This is a genomic window from Lysobacter sp. GX 14042, assembly GCF_021390425.1.
Classification (GTDB): Bacteria; Pseudomonadota; Gammaproteobacteria; order Xanthomonadales; family Xanthomonadaceae; genus Novilysobacter.
Map to the genome: position 1 here is coordinate 62765 of NZ_JAJUWY010000006.1, position 15956 is coordinate 78720.

Here is a 15956-nt window from a genome sequence, read left to right on the forward strand (position 1 = left end):
AAAAAGGGCCGAAGGCCCGTCAGGAGGGTGGCCTGTCCCCCACGACAGCCGGCTCCCCCCCGCGACGTACCCGAAGGACCACGGCCTACCCGGAAAAGCCTAAGTCCATGGATCCCCGCGTGCGCGGGGATGACGGTGGGTTACATACGGAAGACGCCGAAGTTGGTGCGGTCCTCGATCGGGGCGTTGAGGCTGGCCGAGATTGCCAGCCCGAGTACGCGCCGCGTATCGGCGGGATCGATGATGCCGTCGTCCCACATTCGCGCAGTCGCGTAGTACGGGTTGCCCTGGTCCTCGTACTGGTCGCGGATCGGGGCCTTGAACTGCTCTTCCTCGTCCGCGCTCCACTCGCCGCCCTTGGCCTCGATCGCGTCGCGGCGGACCGTGGCCAGCACGCTGGCGGCCTGCTCGCCGCCCATGACGCTGATGCGCGCGTTCGGCCACATCCACAGGAAGCGGCCGCCATAGGCGCGCCCGTTCATGGCGTAGTTGCCGGCACCGAAGCTGCCGCCGATCACCACGGTGAACTTGGGTACGTGCGAGCAGGCCACCGCGGTGACCATCTTCGCGCCGTCCTTGGCGATGCCGGCCTGCTCGTACTTCTTGCCGACCATGAAGCCGGTGATGTTCTGCAGGAACACCAGCGGGATGCCGCGCTGGTTGCACAGCTCGATGAAGTGCGCGCCCTTGAGCGCGGACTCGGAGAACAGGATGCCGTTGTTGGCGACGATGCCCACCGGGTAGCCGTGGACGTGGGCGAAGCCGCACACCAGGGTCTTGCCGTAGCGCGCCTTGAACTCCTGGAACTCGCTGCCGTCGACGATGCGCGCGATCACCTCGCGGATGTCGAACGGGCGGCGCGGATCCTTTGGCACGATGCCGTACAGCTCCTCGGCCGGGTAGAGCGGCTCGCGCACCGGCATCGCGGCGACCGGCAGTTCCTTCCTGCGGTTGAAGTGGCCGGCGATGTCGCGGGCGATCTGCAGTGCGTGGTGGTCGTCCTCGGCGAAGTGGTCGGCGACGCCGGAGATCGAGGTGTGCACGTCGGCGCCACCGAGGGTCTCGGCATCGACCACCTCGCCGGTGGCGGCCTTCACCAGCGGCGGGCCGCCCAGGAAGATCGTGCCCTGTTCCTTGACGATCACCGACTCGTCGCACATCGCCGGCACGTAGGCGCCACCAGCGGTGCACGAACCCATGACCACGGCCACCTGCGGGATGTTCTCAGCGCTCATGCGCGCCTGGTTGTAGAAGATCCGGCCGAAGTGTTCCTTGTCGGGGAAGACCTCGTCCTGCAGTGGCAGGAAGGCGCCGCCGGAGTCGACCAGGTAGATGCACGGCAGGTGGTTCTCGCGGGCGACTTCCTGCGCCCGCAGGTGCTTCTTCACCGTCATCGGGAAATAGGTGCCGCCCTTGACCGTGGCGTCGTTGGCGACGATCACCACTTCCTGGCCCATGACCCGCCCGATGCCGCAGACGATGCCGGCGGCCGGCGCGGCGCCGTCGTACATTCCTTCGGCGGCCAGCGGAGCGATCTCCAGGAACGGCGAGCCCGGGTCGAGCAGGGCGGTGATCCGGTCGCGGGCCAGCAGCTTGCCGCGTCCCTCGTGGCGGGCGCGGGCCTTGTCGCCTCCACCGGCCGCCGCGTGCCGCAGGCGCTGGCGCAACTCCGCGACCAGCTCCCGGTGGTATCCGGCGTTGGCCTGGAAATCGGGAGAACGCGGGTCGAGGGCGGAGCTCAGTACGGGCATGCCTTGGGCCTTGTCGATCGGGGGCACAAGGATACCCGGGTAAGCGGAGCGCACCCGGGCAACACGGCCAACAAGAAGAAGGGCCCGCGTCGGCGGGCCCTTCCGGGTGTCACATCGAGGTGCGGGCGGTCAGTCGTTGCCTTCCCGCGCGGCCTCGGCTTCGGCTTCGGCACGCTCTTGGCGCATCTCCGCGGAGACGTTGTCGGCGCCCTCGGCGATGTTGTCGGCGGCCCTGGCCTTGCCTTCCTCGTAGGACTGCTGCAGGTCGTCGGTGGCCTCGTCGGTGCGGGCGGCCGCGGTGTCGAAGGCATCGCGGGTACCGGCGACCGCGGCGCGGCCGCCTTCAACGGCGGCATCGCCCGTGGAGCGTGCGGCAGCGGCAGCCTGCTCGCCCGCAGCGCGGGCACTGGCGCCGGCGTCGTCGGCGTGCTGTTCGGCTTCCGGCGAGTTGCAGGCGGCGAGGGCGAAGACGCTGGCAGCCATCAGGATGGAAAGCTTGTGGTTCATGCGGTAGCTCCTGTTCGTCGGCAGATGGGATCGGTGTTCCGGCCGGCTGCTGCCGGGCGGCCGAACTATTCCACGCCGCCCCTGTAAAGCAATGTGAAGAGGAGCGGGACGAAAAAAGCCGCCGGGTTTCCCCGGCGGCTTTCGAACCACACGAGCGGCAGAGTTCTTACTGGCCGTCGTTGTTGTTCTCGGCGTCGGTGCTGGCAGCAGCCTCTTCGGCCGCGTCCTGGGCTTCCTCGGCGGCGTCGGCGGCGTTCTCGGCAGCGTCGGCGGCGTCGTCGGCGGCGGTCATGTCGGTCGCAGCGGCAGCGGCGTCGGCCGAAGTGGCGGCGGCCTCGGCGGCGGAAGCGGCGGTGTCGGCGGCAGCCTGGGCAGCGTCGGCACCCATCATGTCACCGGTGGCAGCGGCGTTGGCGGCAGCCTGCTGGGCTTCGTTCGCGGCCTCGGAGGCCTCGGCGGCCGAGTCCTCGGCCTGCTGCTGGTTGGAGCACGCGGCCAGGGCAAAGCCCATGGCGAGGGCGAGCAGCGCCTTGTTGAAGGTCATGTGTGTTTCCTCGTCAGTGGAAAAGAATCGGCTACGCGCAAGCCGCGCGCCGGCAACATGATGACGACCCGGCAAACGCTGTCAAGCAGTTGTTGGTCGCTTTTTGTTAGAAGTGCGTTAATCTTGCTCGTTGCGTGGCCGCTCAGCACAACTCGATGGCCACCGCGGTGGCCTCGCCGCCGCCGATGCACAGCGAGGCGACACCGCGGGTACCCTCGCGCTGGCGCAGGGCATTGACCAGCGTCACCAGCAGGCGCGCACCGCTGGCGCCGATCGGGTGCCCGAGGGCCACCGCGCCGCCATGCACGTTGAGCTTGTCATGCGGGATGCCGAGGTCCTTCATCGGCGCCATCGCCACGCACGAGAACGCCTCGTTGACCTCGAACAGGTCCACCTGGTCGACGCTCCAGCCGGCCTTTTCCATCACGCTGCGCAGTGCGCTGACCGGCGCGGTGGTGAACCACTCCGGCTCCTGCGAATGGGTGGAGTGGGCGACGATGCGCGCCAGCGGCTGCAGGCCACGGGCGGCGGCATCGTCGGCCGACATCAGCACGGTCGCCGCGGCGCCGTCGGAGATCTTCGACGAGGAGGCCGCGGTCAGCACGCCTTCCTTGCCGAAGGCCGCGCGCAGGGTCGGGATCTTGTCGACGTTGACCTTGCCCGGCTCCTCGTCGCGGTCGACCACCACCTCGCCCTTGCGGGTCCTGACCGTCACCGGGACGATCTCGTCGTCGAAGCGGCCGTCGGCCTGGGCCTGCTGCGCGCGACGCACGCTCTCGGCGGAGAAGGTATCCAGTGCCTCGCGGTCGAATTCGTAGGTGTTGCAGGCCATGTCGCCGAACACGCCCATCGCCTTGCCGTCGTACGGGTTGGTCAGCCCGTCATGGGCCATGTGGTCGAGGAACTCGGCGCTGCCGTAGCGCACGCCGGTGCGCGAGCCGTTGAGCAGGTGCGGGGCGTTGGTCATCGACTCCATGCCGCCGGCGACGACGACCTTCGCCGAGCCGGCCTTGATCAGGTCGTGGCCGAACATCACCGCCTTCATGCCCGAGCCGCAGACCTTGTTGATGGTGGTGCAGCCCGCCGACACCGGCAGCCCGGCGCCCAGCGCCGCCTGGCGCGCCGGCGCCTGGCCCAGGCCCGCCGGCAGCACGCAGCCCATGATCACCTCGTCCACCTGGTCGGCGGCGAGGCCCGCCTGCTCCAGGGCGCCCCTGATCGCGGCGGTCCCGAGCTGCGGGGCGGGGACGCCGGTGAACTGGCCGAGGAAGGAACCGATGGCGGTGCGCTTGGCACCGACGATGACGACGTCGCTCATGGACACTCCGGAACTGGTGCGTTGGGCAGGTCCGGGATTATCGGCGGGGTGCTGCGCCGCGGCAAACCCGGAGGTGCCCGCGGGAGGGCGGCGGCATGATGGGGATTGCGGCGCAATACGGCGCGCCGCCTATTGCGCCCCGCGTGATGTGGGGGCAGTCTCGGGCGAAACGGCCGCAGGGCCTGATACAGAGGGGAAGGGAATGAACTCGCAGCATCCGGTCCGTCTGCGCCCCGCGCGCCTTGCTTTCGCGATCGCCGCGCTGGTGGCGCTGAGCGCCTGCGGCGGGGGTGGCTCGGGCCACCAGATCAAGGATCCGCCGCCGGCGCCGCCGGACCCGCCGCCCTCCAGCAACTACCCGGAACCGGCGGTCGACGCGCACCTGGCGCTGACCCATGCTTACGAGGCCCACGACGCCGGCTATACCGGCGCCGGCGTGACCATCGGCTTCCTCGACAGCGGGATCCGCCGCGACCACCCGACCATGACCGGGAAGGTGAGCGCGAGCTACACGTACCTCGATCCGGTCTACAACGACCTGGAATCCGACGACGTGCTCGGCCACGGCACCGCGGTGGCGCAGATCGCCGGCGGCCGGCCGTTCGGCGAGCTGCCCGGCGGCATCGCCCAGGGCGCGAAGTTCGTCTCGGCGCGGATCATCTCCGACGCCCCGCCGGACGACGACGGCTCCGGCCGCGGCAACGAGGTCAGGGATGGTTCCTGGCTGTCGATCCCGCACGAGGACCTGATCGACAGCGGCGCGAAGATCTCCAACAACTCCTGGGGCGGGCTGTACTGGACCGGCGGCGACGCGGTCACCCGCACCTTCGTCGACGCCATGCGCCCGTTCGTGGTCGACTGGGGCGGCCTGGTGGTGTTCGCCGCCGGCAACGAAGGCCTGGACCACCCCTCCGACACCGCCGCGCTGCCGGCCCTGGGCGCCGGCGCCGAGGTGCTCGAGCGCGGCTGGCTGGCGGTCGGCGCGGTCAAGAGCCACAAGCCCGATGAACTGGCCGACTACTCCAATGCCTGCGGCCGGGCGATGGACTTCTGCCTGGTGGCCCCGGGCGGGGTGATCGTCAGCGACGTGGACGACGAGCGCGACGATCCCAGCTACTGGATCTACCGCGGCACCTCGTTCGCCGCCCCGCAGGTGTCCGGCGCCGCGGCGCTGGTGTGGGAGGCCTTCCCGTACTTCGACAACGACCTGGTGCGGCAGACCCTGCTGGGAACCGCCACCGACCTGGGCAAGCCGGGCGTCGACGAGATCTTCGGCCACGGCCTGCTCGACGTCGGCCGCGCGGTGCAGGGCCCCGGTCGGCTGGACTGGGGGCAGTTCCGGGTCGCCTTCAGCGGCGGGACCTCCACCTGGTCCAACGACATCAGCGGCAGCGGCGGTATCACCAAGACCGGCAGCGGCCACCTGGACCTGACCGGCGAGAACCGCTACACCGGCACCACCGTGGTGACCGGCGGCTCCCTGTCCTCGCTGCACGACCTGCCGGGCGAGGTGCACATCGGCGAGCACGGCCTGGTGCTGCTCGACGGCATTTCGGTGGGCGGCAGTGTCGAGAACGCCGGCATCCTCGCGCTGATCGGCACCGATCCCGAGGGCACCGACCACTTGGTCGCCGGCGACTTCACCCAGGCCGACGGCGGCACGCTGGCCTTCGACATCGGCGAGCGCCTGGACGTGGCCGGCACCGCCACGCTGGCCGGCGACGCCCTGGTGACCGGGATCACCGAGGGCTACGTGCAATCCGGCCGCGAGACCTTCCTGCATGCCAGCAACGGCGTCGACGGCCGCTTCGATGGCCTGTTCGCGGGCGAGGGCGTGTTCCTGGATGCCAGCCTGGGCTACGGCAGCAATACCGTCTGGCTGGACATCGAGCGCCTGGACGTCAGCGCCACCGCACAGGGCCTGGGCATGCCGACCGCCGCGCTGTCGGCGGCCGAGCGGGTCGAGCAGGCCTTCCGCCTGATCGACCGCGGCGCGCTGCCGGGCATGGGCGACGGTCCGGGCACCGCCGGCTTCCTGGAGGCCGCCGGCGCCCTGCAGCGCAGCGCCACCGCGGCGGCCGCGCAGGAGTCCCTGGCCAGCCTGTCGGGCGAGCTGCACGGTGCGGAGACCGCGTTCACCATGATGGCGCTGGAAGGCGGCCGCCACGCGCTGGAGAACCGCCTGGACCGCATGGGCCGGGGCGGCCCGGCCGGCGCCTGGGCCGAGCGCCTGGGCAGCGAGCGCGGGATGGGGTCGAACGCCGGGCAGCTGGATTCGGACGGCTGGATGATCGGCCACGACCTGCGCGTTGCGCCGAACCTGACCGTCGGCGCCGCGTTCGGCCAGAGCGACGGCTTCGCCCGCCACAGCCTGCGCCGCGACCGCGAGCGCAACCGCCAGCTCGACGCCCAGCTGTACGCGTCGTGGGACAGCCTGGCCGGCAGCTACCTGATGGGCAGGCTGTCGCACGGGCGCATGGACCGCGACCTGCAGCGCGACGTGCTGCTGGGCAGCGACCGCTTCGGCGTCCATGCCGGGTACGCCACCACCCACACCACCGTGGGCCTGCAGGCCGGCCACCGCTTCCGCCTGGCCGGCGGCACGCTGACCCCGTACGTCGGCGCGCAGAGCCTGGAGCTGTCGCGTGACGGCTTCACCGAGCACGGCGCCGCCGGCTTCGGCCTGAGCACCACCGGCTCGTCCTTCAACGCCGACCAGGCCCTGGCCGGCGTGCGCCTGGACCGCGCAACGTGGTGGGGCAACGCCCGCGTCGACCTGACCGGCCGGCTGGAATGGCAGCACACCCTGTCGCAGTCGGGGCAGGGCATCGCGGCGCGCTTCACCGGCATCGACGCCTGGTCGCCGATCAGCGGCGCCGGGCTGGATGACGATGTCGGGGTGCTGGGGCTGGGCCTTGGGGCGGATCTGCCGGTGGGACGGTTGGGCTTCGAGCTGGATGCGCGGCGCGAGTTCGGGGAAACCTGGACTGGGGCTGACGCGAACTGGTCAGTGGGGTTCTGACCGGGCGGACACTTCCGGCGCAATACGCCGCCCGGTGGGCGGCTATTGCGCCCGGTGCTACGCCCGGCCTTCGAACAGCTCGCGACCGATCAGCATCAGCCGGATCTCGTTGGTCCCGGCGCCGATCTCGTACAGCTTCGCGTCGCGCAGGATGCGGCCGGTCGGGAACTCGTTGATGTAGCCGTTGCCGCCCAGGGCCTGGATCGCCTCCAAGGCCACGGTGACGGCGCTGCGGCTGGCGTGCAGCAGGCAGCTGGCGGCGTCGACGCGGCTGTTGTGGCCGGCGTCGTAGTCGCGGGCGACCTGGTAGGCGAAGGCGCGGCTGGACTGCAGCGCGGTGTACATGTCGGCGATCTTGGCCTGGATCAGCTGGAAGGTGCCGATCGGCTGGTCGAACTGGCGGCGCTCGCGCACGTAGGGCAGGGCGATGTCCAGCGCCGCCTGCATCAGGCCCAGCGGACCGCCGGACAGCACCAGGCGCTCGGTGTTCAGGCCGCTCATCAGTACCTTTACGCCCTGGTTGACCTCGCCGAGCACGTTTTCGGCCGGGATCTCGCAGTCCTCGAACACCAGCTCGCAGGTGTTGGAGCCGCGCATGCCCAGCTTGTCCAGCTTCTGCGCAGTGGAAAAGCCCTTCATGCCCTTCTCGACCAGGAAGGCGGTCATGCAGCGGCTGCCGGCGTCCTTGTCCGCGGTGCGCATGTAGACGATGAGGACGTCGGCCTCCGGGCCGTTGGTGATCCACATCTTGTTGCCGTTGGCGACCCACACGTCGTCGCCGCTCTCATTGGTACGCAGCTCGGCACGGCAGGACATCGAACCGACCACGTCGGACCCTGCACCCGGCTCGCTCATCGCCAGCGCGCCCTTGAGCTCGCCGCTGCACAGGCCGGGCAGGTACTTGCGACGCTGCTCTTCCGTCCCGTTGGCGTAGAGGTTGTTGACGCACAGGTTGGAGTGCGCGCCGTAGCTCAGGCCGATGGCACCGGAGGCGCGGGAGATCTCCTCCATCGCCACCAGGTGGGCGAGGTAGCCCATGCCGCTGCCGCCGTACTCCGGGTCGACGGTCAGCCCGAGCAGGCCCATCTCGCCCAGCTTGGGCCACAGCTCCTGTGGGAAGGCGTTGTCGTGGTCGACCTTCTCGGCCAGCGGCGCGATCTCGGCCTCGGCGAAGCGGCGCACGGCGTCGCGCAGGGAATCGATTTCCTCACCGAGGGGGAAGGGGCGCATGGCATTTCCTCTTTACATCGTCATTCCCGCACACGCGGGAATCCAGGGACGTTGATTCTCGTCATCCCCACGCAGGCGGGGATCCACGGAAGTTGATTCTCGTCATCCCCGCGCAAGCGGGGATCCAGGGACGTTGGTGCGGACGGCGGAACGTCCTTGGGTTCCCGCGTTCGCGGGAACGACGGTCTTAAAACAACGACGGTCTTAAAACAACGACGGGGCACTGGGCCCCGTCGTCGGTCTACCGCGGTACGGCTCAGGCGCCGCCGCGGATGCGGCCTTCGAAGCGCGGGGCGCTGCGGCCCAGGGGCAGCTTCAGCTTGCCCATCACCTCGATGCGCTCCTCGGCCATGCGGTCGGCGGCCTTGTAGGTCGGGATGCCGTCGCGCTCGGCGATCTCGAAGATGCGCGCCACGTTGTGGTAGATCGTGCGCATCTGGCGCATGGCGCGCTCGCGGTTGTAGCCGGTCATCTCCAGCGCCACGTTCATCACGCCGCCGGCGTTGACCGCGTAGTCGGGGGCGTAGAGGATGCCGCGCTTCTCGAGCTCGTCGCCGATGGCGTTGGTGGCCAGCTGGTTGTTGGCCGAGCCGCAGATGACCTTGGCCTTCAGGCGGGGCAGGGTCTCCTCGTTGACGGTCCCACCCAGCGCGCACGGGGAGTACACGTCGGCGTCGACGTCGTAGATCTCGTCCAGGCCCACGGCCTCGGCGCCGTACTCGTTGACCGCCTTGTCGACCAGCGCCTGGTTGATGTCGGTCACGAAGATCTTCGCGCCGCGCTCCTTGAGCAGCTTCACGTACTCCATGCCGACGTGGCCCAGGCCCTGCACGGCGTGGGTGTACTTGCCGACTTCCTCGTTGCCGAACTTGGCGTTCAGCGCCGCCATCAGCCCCTGCAGGGTGCCGTAGGCGGTGAACGGCGACGGATCGCCCGAACCGCCGTGGACCTGGTGCACGCCGGTGACGAACTCGGTCTCCTTGTAGACGTGCTCCATGTCGTTGACGTCGATGCCGACGTCCTCGGCGGTGATGTAGCGGCCGCCCAGCGACTGCACGGCCTTGCCGAACGCGCGGAACAGCGCCTCGGACTTGTCGGTGGCCGGGTTGCCGATGATCACCGCCTTGCCGCCGCCGATGTCCAGGCCGGCGACCGCGTTCTTGTAGGTCATGCCGCGCGACAGGCGCAGCACGTCGTTCAGTGCTTCCTGCTCGCTCTTGTACGGCCACATGCGGGTACCGCCCAGCGCCGGGCCCAGCACGGTGTTGTGGATCGCGATGATGGCCTTCAGGCCCGCGTCCTTGTTGTGGCAGAACACGACCTGCTCGTGGCCGAAGGTATCCAGGGTTTCGAAGATCATCAGTTGCTCCGCGGCGGCCGGGGCGCGGGGCGCCCGTCCGGCTGGTTGGGGGGTAACGAACCGCGCATTCTACCCCCATCGGCCGGGGCGCAATAGGCGGCCTAACCGGTTCGCGCGTGGCTGCCGGACATGCTTCAATGAGGCCTCGCATGAACGGGGAACCATGCGGTCACGTGGGGAATGAGCATGCGAATCGCAGCAGAAACCGCCCGCCCGGCGACGGGGCCACTGGCACCGCCGGCGGCCACGCAGCAGTGGCGAGGCGTACTGGCGCAGGTGCGCGCCTCCACCCGGGCCACCCACGAGGCGCTGGACGGGCTCCTGCCCCGCGGCCTGCGCAACCTGCACGACTACCGGCGCTATCTTGCCGCCATGTTGCCGCTCGCCGACTGGGTCGCCCGGGGCTGGCAGCCACGGTGGTCCGCGCACCTGGCCTGCTGGGGCGATCCCGCGCGCCTGGAGGCGCTGCGCCACGATGCCGCGCGCCTGGGCGTCGCGGCGGAACCGGCCGACGGCCCGATGCCGGCCACCCCCGCCGCCTGGCTGGGCGGCTGCTACGTCGTCGAGGGGTCCGCGTTGGGGGCGCGTTTGCTGGCGCGTGACGTCGAAGGGCTGGCAGGACGGGAGCCCGCCGTCGCGGACGCATGTCGATTCCTGGCCCACGTGACCGCGGATCCGGCCCGCTGGCGCGGTTTTGCCCGATTGCTGGACGGGCTGCCAGCGGAGCAGGGCGGTGACGCCACCGCCGGGGCCATCACCGGTTTCGCGATCGTCCACGCGCGGCTTTCCGCCACCGGGGCCCCGACATGAATCCCGACCCGGCCCTGGAGCGCGCGCTCGCCGAGTGCGCCCGCGAGCCCATCCACGTCATTGGCGCCGTGCAGCCGCCCGGCGTGCTGCTGGTCGCCCGGCACCGCGACCTGCGCGTGCTCGCCGCCTCGGCCAATGCGGTGGACCTGTTCGACGCCGGTGACATGCAGGCGCTGCTGCACCAGCCGCTGGACGCGTTGCTCGACCGGAGCGCCATCGAGGCGGTCAGGGCCGTGCTTGCGCGCGGCGATGCCGGCCTGTCGCAGTTCGCCTGCACCACCAACGCAGGCCCGCTCGGAGCACTGCACGACGTCTCCGCCCACCTCTCGGGCGAGCTCCTGCACCTGGAACTCGAGCCCAGCGGCCGCGGAGCCTCCCTGCAGGGAGGGCACGCCCTGGTGGCGGGGCTGGATGCCGCCGCAGGCGTCGATTTCCTGGGCAGCGTCGCGCGCCAGGTGCAACTGATCTCCGGCTACGACCGGGTGATGGTGTACCGCTTCCTGCCGGACTGCAGCGGCGAGGTGGTGGCCGAGTCCCTGTCTGGCGACCTCGGGTCCTACGACGGGTTGCGTTATCCCGCCTCCGACATACCGCCGCAGGCGCGTGCGCTGTACCTGCGCAACCGCGTGCGCGTGATTGCCGACGTGGATGCCGAGCCGCAGCCGCTGCTGCAGTCGCCCGAGCTCGACGACCCGGTGGACATGAGCTTCGACGTGTTGCGCGCGGCCTCGCCGGTGCACCTGCAGTACCTGCGCAACATGGGCGTGCGCGCCTCGATGTCGATCTCGCTGGTGGTCGATGGCCGGCTCTGGGGCCTGGTGGCGTGCCACCACGCGGTACCGCGCCCGGTGGCCGCCCGCCAGCGGGTCGCGCTGGAGATGGTCGGCCGCCATGCATCGATGATCCTCGACGCCCAGGAGCTGCGCAGCCGCGCCCGCGCCGACGCGGCCTGCCGCAGCCAGCGCGATGAGCTGGAGCGGAAGTTGCACCGGGCACGTGATGCCGCCGCGCTCCTCCCGGACCTGCTGGAACTGGTCCTTGGCGCAGTGGAGGCCGACGGCGTGGCCATCAGCCTGGACGGCACCTGGCACACCCACGGCCAGGTACCGGGCGACGAGGGCCTGGCATACGCCCTGGCCTGGGCCGGGTCGCAGGGGCATGCCGGCATCGCCGCCACGTCACAGGGCAGTGCCTGGCATCCCGATCCGCCACGCGCCGCTTGCGGGCTGTTCGCCACACCGGTGGGGCAGGGCCGCGGTGACTGGCTGCTGCTGTTCCGCCGCGAGCAGGTGCAGAACCTGCGCTGGGCCGGCCGTCCCGACCAGCCCTTCCAGATCGACGACAACGGCCTGCGGATCGGACCGCGCGTCAGCTTCGAGGCCTGGAAGGAGGAGGTGCACGGTACTTCCACGCCCTGGAACGAGCGTGATTTCGAATCCACCCAGCGCCTGTGCATGGTGCTCGAGCGTTACGTTTCCGGGCGGCGGCCACGCATCGCAGGCGTGGATCCGGATGCCCCCATGCGCCGTTGGGACGCCCGCGAACAGGCGACCCGCCTGCGGCGCCTGGCGGAACTGCTCGACGGCGCCTCGCCGGACCGCAAACGCCTCCAGCGCATGCAAGCGTTGCTGGCGCACATGGAGGATGAACTGGGGGCGCTGGCCGACACCCCGGGCTAGGCCCGGTCTACACCGGTGTTCCGGCATCACCGGATGCCGCCGGTTCGGCGCGATACGCCGCCGTGGCGGCTATTGCGCCCTACAATCGGGGTCCGGTTTTTGTTGTGAGCGCACCAATGAGCACCCCCGCGACCCAGATTCCCCAGCCGCAGGCCGACGCCGTCCGCACCCCGCTGCGCTTCGTCACCGCCGCCAGCCTGTTCGACGGCCACGACGCGGCCATCAACATCATGCGCCGGCTGATCCAGTCCCAGGGCGCGGAGGTGATCCACCTGGGCCACAACCGCTCGGTGGAGGACGTGGTCCGCGCCGCGCTGCAGGAGGACGCGGACGCCATCGCGCTGTCGTCCTACCAGGGCGGGCACGTGGAATACATGAAGTACATGGTCGACATGCTCGCCGAGCACGACGCCAGCCACATCCGCATCTTCGCCGGCGGCGGCGGGACCATCACCCCGGAGGAGATCGCCGAGCTGCAGGAGTACGGCGTCGAGCGCATCTACCACCCCAACGACGGGATGAAGATGGGGCTGGTGGAGATGATCGAGGACGTGGTCGCACGCGCCGGGCGCGCCCGTGACGAGCGCGAGGCCCGCGACATCCCGGTGCAGCGCCCCGCGATCGAGGACGAGATCGGCATCGGCCGCGTGCTCAGCGCGCTGGAGGACGGCGAATTCGACGAGGCGAAGCTGGAGGAGCTGCGCCGCAAATGGGCCGCCGTGCCCGAGCAGGAGCGCTTCGGCAAGGCCCGCTCCACCCCCGTGGTCGGCATCACCGGCACCGGCGGCGCCGGCAAGTCCTCGGTGACCGACGAGCTGCTCAACCGCTTCCTGGCCAGCTTCCCGGAGATGCGGATCGCCGTCATCTCGGTCGACCCGACCCGCCGCCGCACCGGCGGCGCGCTGCTGGGCGACCGCATCCGCATGAACTCGCTGCGCAGCCACCGCGTGTACATGCGCTCGATGGCCACCCGCCGCCAGCACTCGGCCACCAACGTGGTGCTGCAGGACTCCATCGCCTTCCTGAAGGGCCTGGGCTTCGACCTGGTGATCGTGGAGACCGCCGGCATCGGCCAGTCCGACTCGGAGATCGTCGACCTGGTCGACTTCCCGATGTACGTGATGACCAGCGACTTCGGCGCCCCCAGCCAGCTGGAAAAGATCGACATGCTCGACTTCGCCGAGCTCGTCGTGCTGAACAAGTACGACAAGCGCGGCGCCGAGGACGCCCTGCGCGACATCCGCAAGCAGTGGAAGCGCAACCGGGTGGCGTTCCAGCTCAAGGACGAGGAGATTCCGGTCTATCCGACGATTGCCAGCCAGTTCAACGACCCGGGCATCAGCTGGATGTTCGCCAACCTGTGCCGCCTGGTGCGCGAGAAGCTGGAACTGCCGGGCGAGACCTGGACCCCGGAGATCGACACCAGCCTGAGGGAACCGCGCGCCACCGTGCTGATCCCGGGCAGCCGCGTGCGCTACCTGGCGGAGATCGCCGAGCAGGGCAGGGGGATCAATCGCCGGATCGAGAGTGAGGCCGAGGTGGCCGACCGGGCGCAGAGCTACTGGCAGAGCCTGCGGGATCTGGAAGACCCTGCGTTGCCGGAGCAGCTTGGGTTGTATGCCCCCCAGAACGTCGTTCCCGCGAACGCGGGAACCCATGGACGTTCAGAGGGTGACGCGGGAGCGACGTCCATGGATTCCCGCGTACGCGGGAATGACGGTGGGGAGGTACGCGGAAATGACGGTGGGGAGGTACGCGGGAATGACGACGTTACAGACCGCACCCTGCTGACCCTCCGCCAGCGCTACAACGACGCCATCCAGTCTCTCTCCTCCGACGCCCTGCGCCTTCTGCGCGAGTGGCCGGACCGCCTCAAGTCCATCACCGACGAGGTCAACGAGTACCAGGTGCGCGGCAGGACCATCCGGGTCGAGAACTACCGCGAGTCGCTGAGCCACCTGCAGATCCCCAAGATCGCCGCGCCGACTTACCGGTCCTGGGGCGAGCTGCTGGTGTTCCTGCAGAAGGAGAACCTGCCGGGGCATTACCCCTACACCGGCGGGGTGTACCCGTACCGCCGCACCGGCGAGGACCCGATCCGGATGTTCGCCGGCGAGGGCACGCCCGAGCGCACCAACCGGCGCTTCCACTACCTCAGCCTGGGCCAGCCGGCCGCGCGCCTGTCGACCGCGTTCGACAGCGTGACCCTGTACGGCGAGGACCCGGCCGAGCGCCCGGACATCTACGGCAAGATCGGCAACTCCGGGGTCAACATCGCGACCCTGGACGACATGAAGAAGCTGTACTCCGGCTTCGACCTGTGCGCGCCGACCACGTCCGTGTCGATGACCATCAACGGCCCGGCGCCGATGATCCTGGCGATGTTCATGAACACCGCCATCGACCAGCAGGTGGAGAAATACCTGCGCGAGGACGAGTCCCGCTGGACCGCGGCGCAGGCGAAGATCGACAAGCTGTTCGAAGGCAAGAAGCGCCCCGAGTACGGCGGCGGCCTGCCCGAGGGCAACGACGGTCTGGGCCTGGCCCTGCTTGGCGTCACCGGCGACCAGCTGGTGGACGCGGAGACCTACGCCCGCATCAAGGCCGAGACCCTCAAGACCGTCCGCGGTACCGTGCAGGCCGACATCCTCAAGGAGGACCAGGCCCAGAACACCTGCATCTTCAGCACCGAGTTCGCGCTGCGGATGATGGGCGACATCCAGCAGTACTTCGTCGACAACGGGGTGCGCAACTTCTACTCGGTGTCGATCTCCGGCTACCACATCGCCGAGGCCGGGGCGAACCCGATCAGCCAGCTCGCCTTCACCCTGAGCAACGGCTTCACCATCGTCGAGTACTACCTGGCGCGCGGCATGAAGATCGACGACTTCGCGCCCAACCTGTCGTTCTTCTTCAGCAACGGCATGGATCCGGAGTACACCGTCATCGGCCGCGTCGCCCGTCGCATCTGGGCCCGCGCCATGCGCGAGCGCTACGGCGCCAGCGCCCGCAGCCAGATGATGAAGTACCACATCCAGACCAGCGGCCGGTCCCTGCACGCGCAGGAAATCCAGTTCAACGACATCCGCACCACGCTGCAGGCCCTGTACGCCCTGTTCGACAACTGCAACAGCCTGCACACCAACGCCTACGACGAGGCCATCACCACCCCCACCGAGGAAAGCGTGCGCCGCGCGGTGGCGATCCAGATGATCATCACCAAGGAGCTGGGGCTGAACTACAACGAGAACCCCTGGCAGGGCAGCTTCATCGTCGACAAGCTGACCGACATGGTGGAAGAGGCCGTGTACCAGGAGTTCGAGGCGATCAGCGAGCGCGGCGGCGTGCTCGGCGCCATGGACACCATGTACCAGCGTGGCAAGATCCAGGAGGAATCGCTCTACTACGAACACCGCAAGCACGACGGCAGCCTGCCGCTGGTGGGCGTGAACACCTTCAAGGGCAAGGACAGCGAAGTGGCCACCGAGATCGAGCTGATACGCTCGACCCCGGAGGAGAAGGGCCAGCAGATCGAGAACGTGCGCGGGTTCCAGGGGAACCGGAACGCGATCGGGGACGAGGCGCTACGGGAGCTGCAGGCGACGGCGCGGGAGCGGCGGAATGTGTTCGAGAGCCTGGTGGAGGCGGTGAAGACGCATAGCCTGGGGCAGATCAGCCATGCGTTGTATGAGGTGGGTGGGGAGTATCGGAGGAATATGTAGCCGTGCAAACCGC

10 protein-coding genes are annotated in these 15956 nt (G+C 69.6%); 4 read left to right on the top strand and 6 right to left on the bottom strand.

The annotated features are described in order from the left end of the window. Positions 1 to 140 precede the first annotated feature (140 nt). The 4 genes from LY625_RS09580 to LY625_RS09595 all read right to left on the bottom strand — a co-directional run bounded on the left by LY625_RS09580 (position 141) and on the right by LY625_RS09595 (position 4120). Positions 141 to 1751, bottom strand: coding sequence for a carboxyl transferase domain-containing protein (locus LY625_RS09580; protein ID WP_233739888.1), 1611 nt, complete (start codon positions 1749 to 1751; stop codon positions 141 to 143). A gap of 129 nt (positions 1752 to 1880) precedes the next feature. Continuing rightward, positions 1881 to 2258, bottom strand: coding sequence for a hypothetical protein (locus tag LY625_RS09585; RefSeq protein ID WP_233739889.1), 378 nt, complete (start codon positions 2256 to 2258; stop codon positions 1881 to 1883). A 166-nt stretch (positions 2259 to 2424) separates the two neighbouring features. After that, entirely contained in the window at positions 2425 to 2802 is a 378-nt protein-coding gene (locus tag LY625_RS09590) for a hypothetical protein (RefSeq protein WP_233739891.1), read from the bottom strand. Between the two features lie 142 nt (positions 2803 to 2944). After that, positions 2945 to 4120, bottom strand: coding sequence for an acetyl-CoA C-acyltransferase (locus tag LY625_RS09595; RefSeq protein WP_233739892.1), 1176 nt, complete (start codon positions 4118 to 4120; stop codon positions 2945 to 2947). Positions 4121 to 4322: 202 nt separating this feature from the next. On the opposite strand from LY625_RS09595, the gene LY625_RS09600 reads away from it, so the two are divergent. Then, the gene (locus LY625_RS09600) at positions 4323 to 7142 is read left to right on the top strand and encodes an autotransporter serine protease (protein WP_233739894.1); all 2820 of its coding nucleotides are present in this window, start codon (positions 4323 to 4325) and stop codon (positions 7140 to 7142) included. Positions 7143 to 7199: 57 nt separating this feature from the next. Here LY625_RS09600 and LY625_RS09605 read toward each other — a convergent pair whose 3' ends face one another. Together LY625_RS09605 and LY625_RS09610 are read right to left on the bottom strand one after the other, a co-directional pair. Beyond that, the gene (locus LY625_RS09605; protein ID WP_233739896.1) at positions 7200 to 8372 is read right to left on the bottom strand and encodes an isovaleryl-CoA dehydrogenase; all 1173 of its coding nucleotides are present in this window, start codon (positions 8370 to 8372) and stop codon (positions 7200 to 7202) included. Positions 8373 to 8628: 256 nt separating this feature from the next. After that, positions 8629 to 9732 (bottom strand): Glu/Leu/Phe/Val dehydrogenase dimerization domain-containing protein, encoded by a 1104-nt coding sequence (locus LY625_RS09610; protein ID WP_233739898.1) that lies wholly within the window; start codon positions 9730 to 9732, stop codon positions 8629 to 8631. A gap of 186 nt (positions 9733 to 9918) precedes the next feature. Here LY625_RS09610 and LY625_RS09615 point away from each other — a divergent pair, with 186 nt between their 5' ends. The 3 genes from LY625_RS09615 (at position 9919) to LY625_RS09625 (ending at position 15943) form a co-directional block, all read left to right on the top strand. Then, on the top strand, positions 9919 to 10542 hold the full coding sequence (locus LY625_RS09615; RefSeq protein ID WP_233739900.1) for a biliverdin-producing heme oxygenase: 624 nt from the start codon (positions 9919 to 9921) through the stop codon (positions 10540 to 10542). Next, positions 10539 to 12221, top strand: coding sequence for a GAF domain-containing protein (locus LY625_RS09620; protein WP_233739902.1), 1683 nt, complete (start codon positions 10539 to 10541; stop codon positions 12219 to 12221). The genes LY625_RS09615 and LY625_RS09620 overlap by 4 nt, the downstream gene beginning before the upstream one ends. Positions 12222 to 12337: 116 nt before the next feature. Beyond that, complete coding sequence (locus tag LY625_RS09625) at positions 12338 to 15943, top strand: methylmalonyl-CoA mutase family protein (RefSeq protein WP_233739908.1); 3606 nt, start codon at positions 12338 to 12340, stop codon at positions 15941 to 15943. Positions 15944 to 15956: the final 13 nt, after the last annotated feature.

Excerpts from the sequence above, each read along its gene's own strand:
- LY625_RS09590 (WP_233739891.1), bottom strand. The coding sequence starts at position 2,802 with ATGACCTTCAACAAGGCGCTGCTCGCCCTCGCCATGGGCTTTGCCCTG.
- LY625_RS09605 (WP_233739896.1), bottom strand. The coding sequence starts at position 8,372 with ATGCGCCCCTTCCCCCTCGGTGAGGAAATCGATTCCCTGCGCGACGCC.
- LY625_RS09615 (WP_233739900.1), top strand. The coding sequence starts at position 9,919 with ATGCGAATCGCAGCAGAAACCGCCCGCCCGGCGACGGGGCCACTGGCA.
- LY625_RS09625 (WP_233739908.1), top strand. The coding sequence starts at position 12,338 with ATGAGCACCCCCGCGACCCAGATTCCCCAGCCGCAGGCCGACGCCGTC.
- LY625_RS09620 (WP_233739902.1), top strand. The coding sequence starts at position 10,539 with ATGAATCCCGACCCGGCCCTGGAGCGCGCGCTCGCCGAGTGCGCCCGC.
- LY625_RS09595 (WP_233739892.1), bottom strand. The coding sequence starts at position 4,120 with ATGAGCGACGTCGTCATCGTCGGTGCCAAGCGCACCGCCATCGGTTCC.
- LY625_RS09585 (WP_233739889.1), bottom strand. The coding sequence starts at position 2,258 with ATGAACCACAAGCTTTCCATCCTGATGGCTGCCAGCGTCTTCGCCCTC.
- LY625_RS09610 (WP_233739898.1), bottom strand. The coding sequence starts at position 9,732 with ATGATCTTCGAAACCCTGGATACCTTCGGCCACGAGCAGGTCGTGTTC.
- LY625_RS09600 (WP_233739894.1), top strand. The coding sequence starts at position 4,323 with ATGAACTCGCAGCATCCGGTCCGTCTGCGCCCCGCGCGCCTTGCTTTC.
- LY625_RS09580 (WP_233739888.1), bottom strand. The coding sequence starts at position 1,751 with ATGCCCGTACTGAGCTCCGCCCTCGACCCGCGTTCTCCCGATTTCCAG.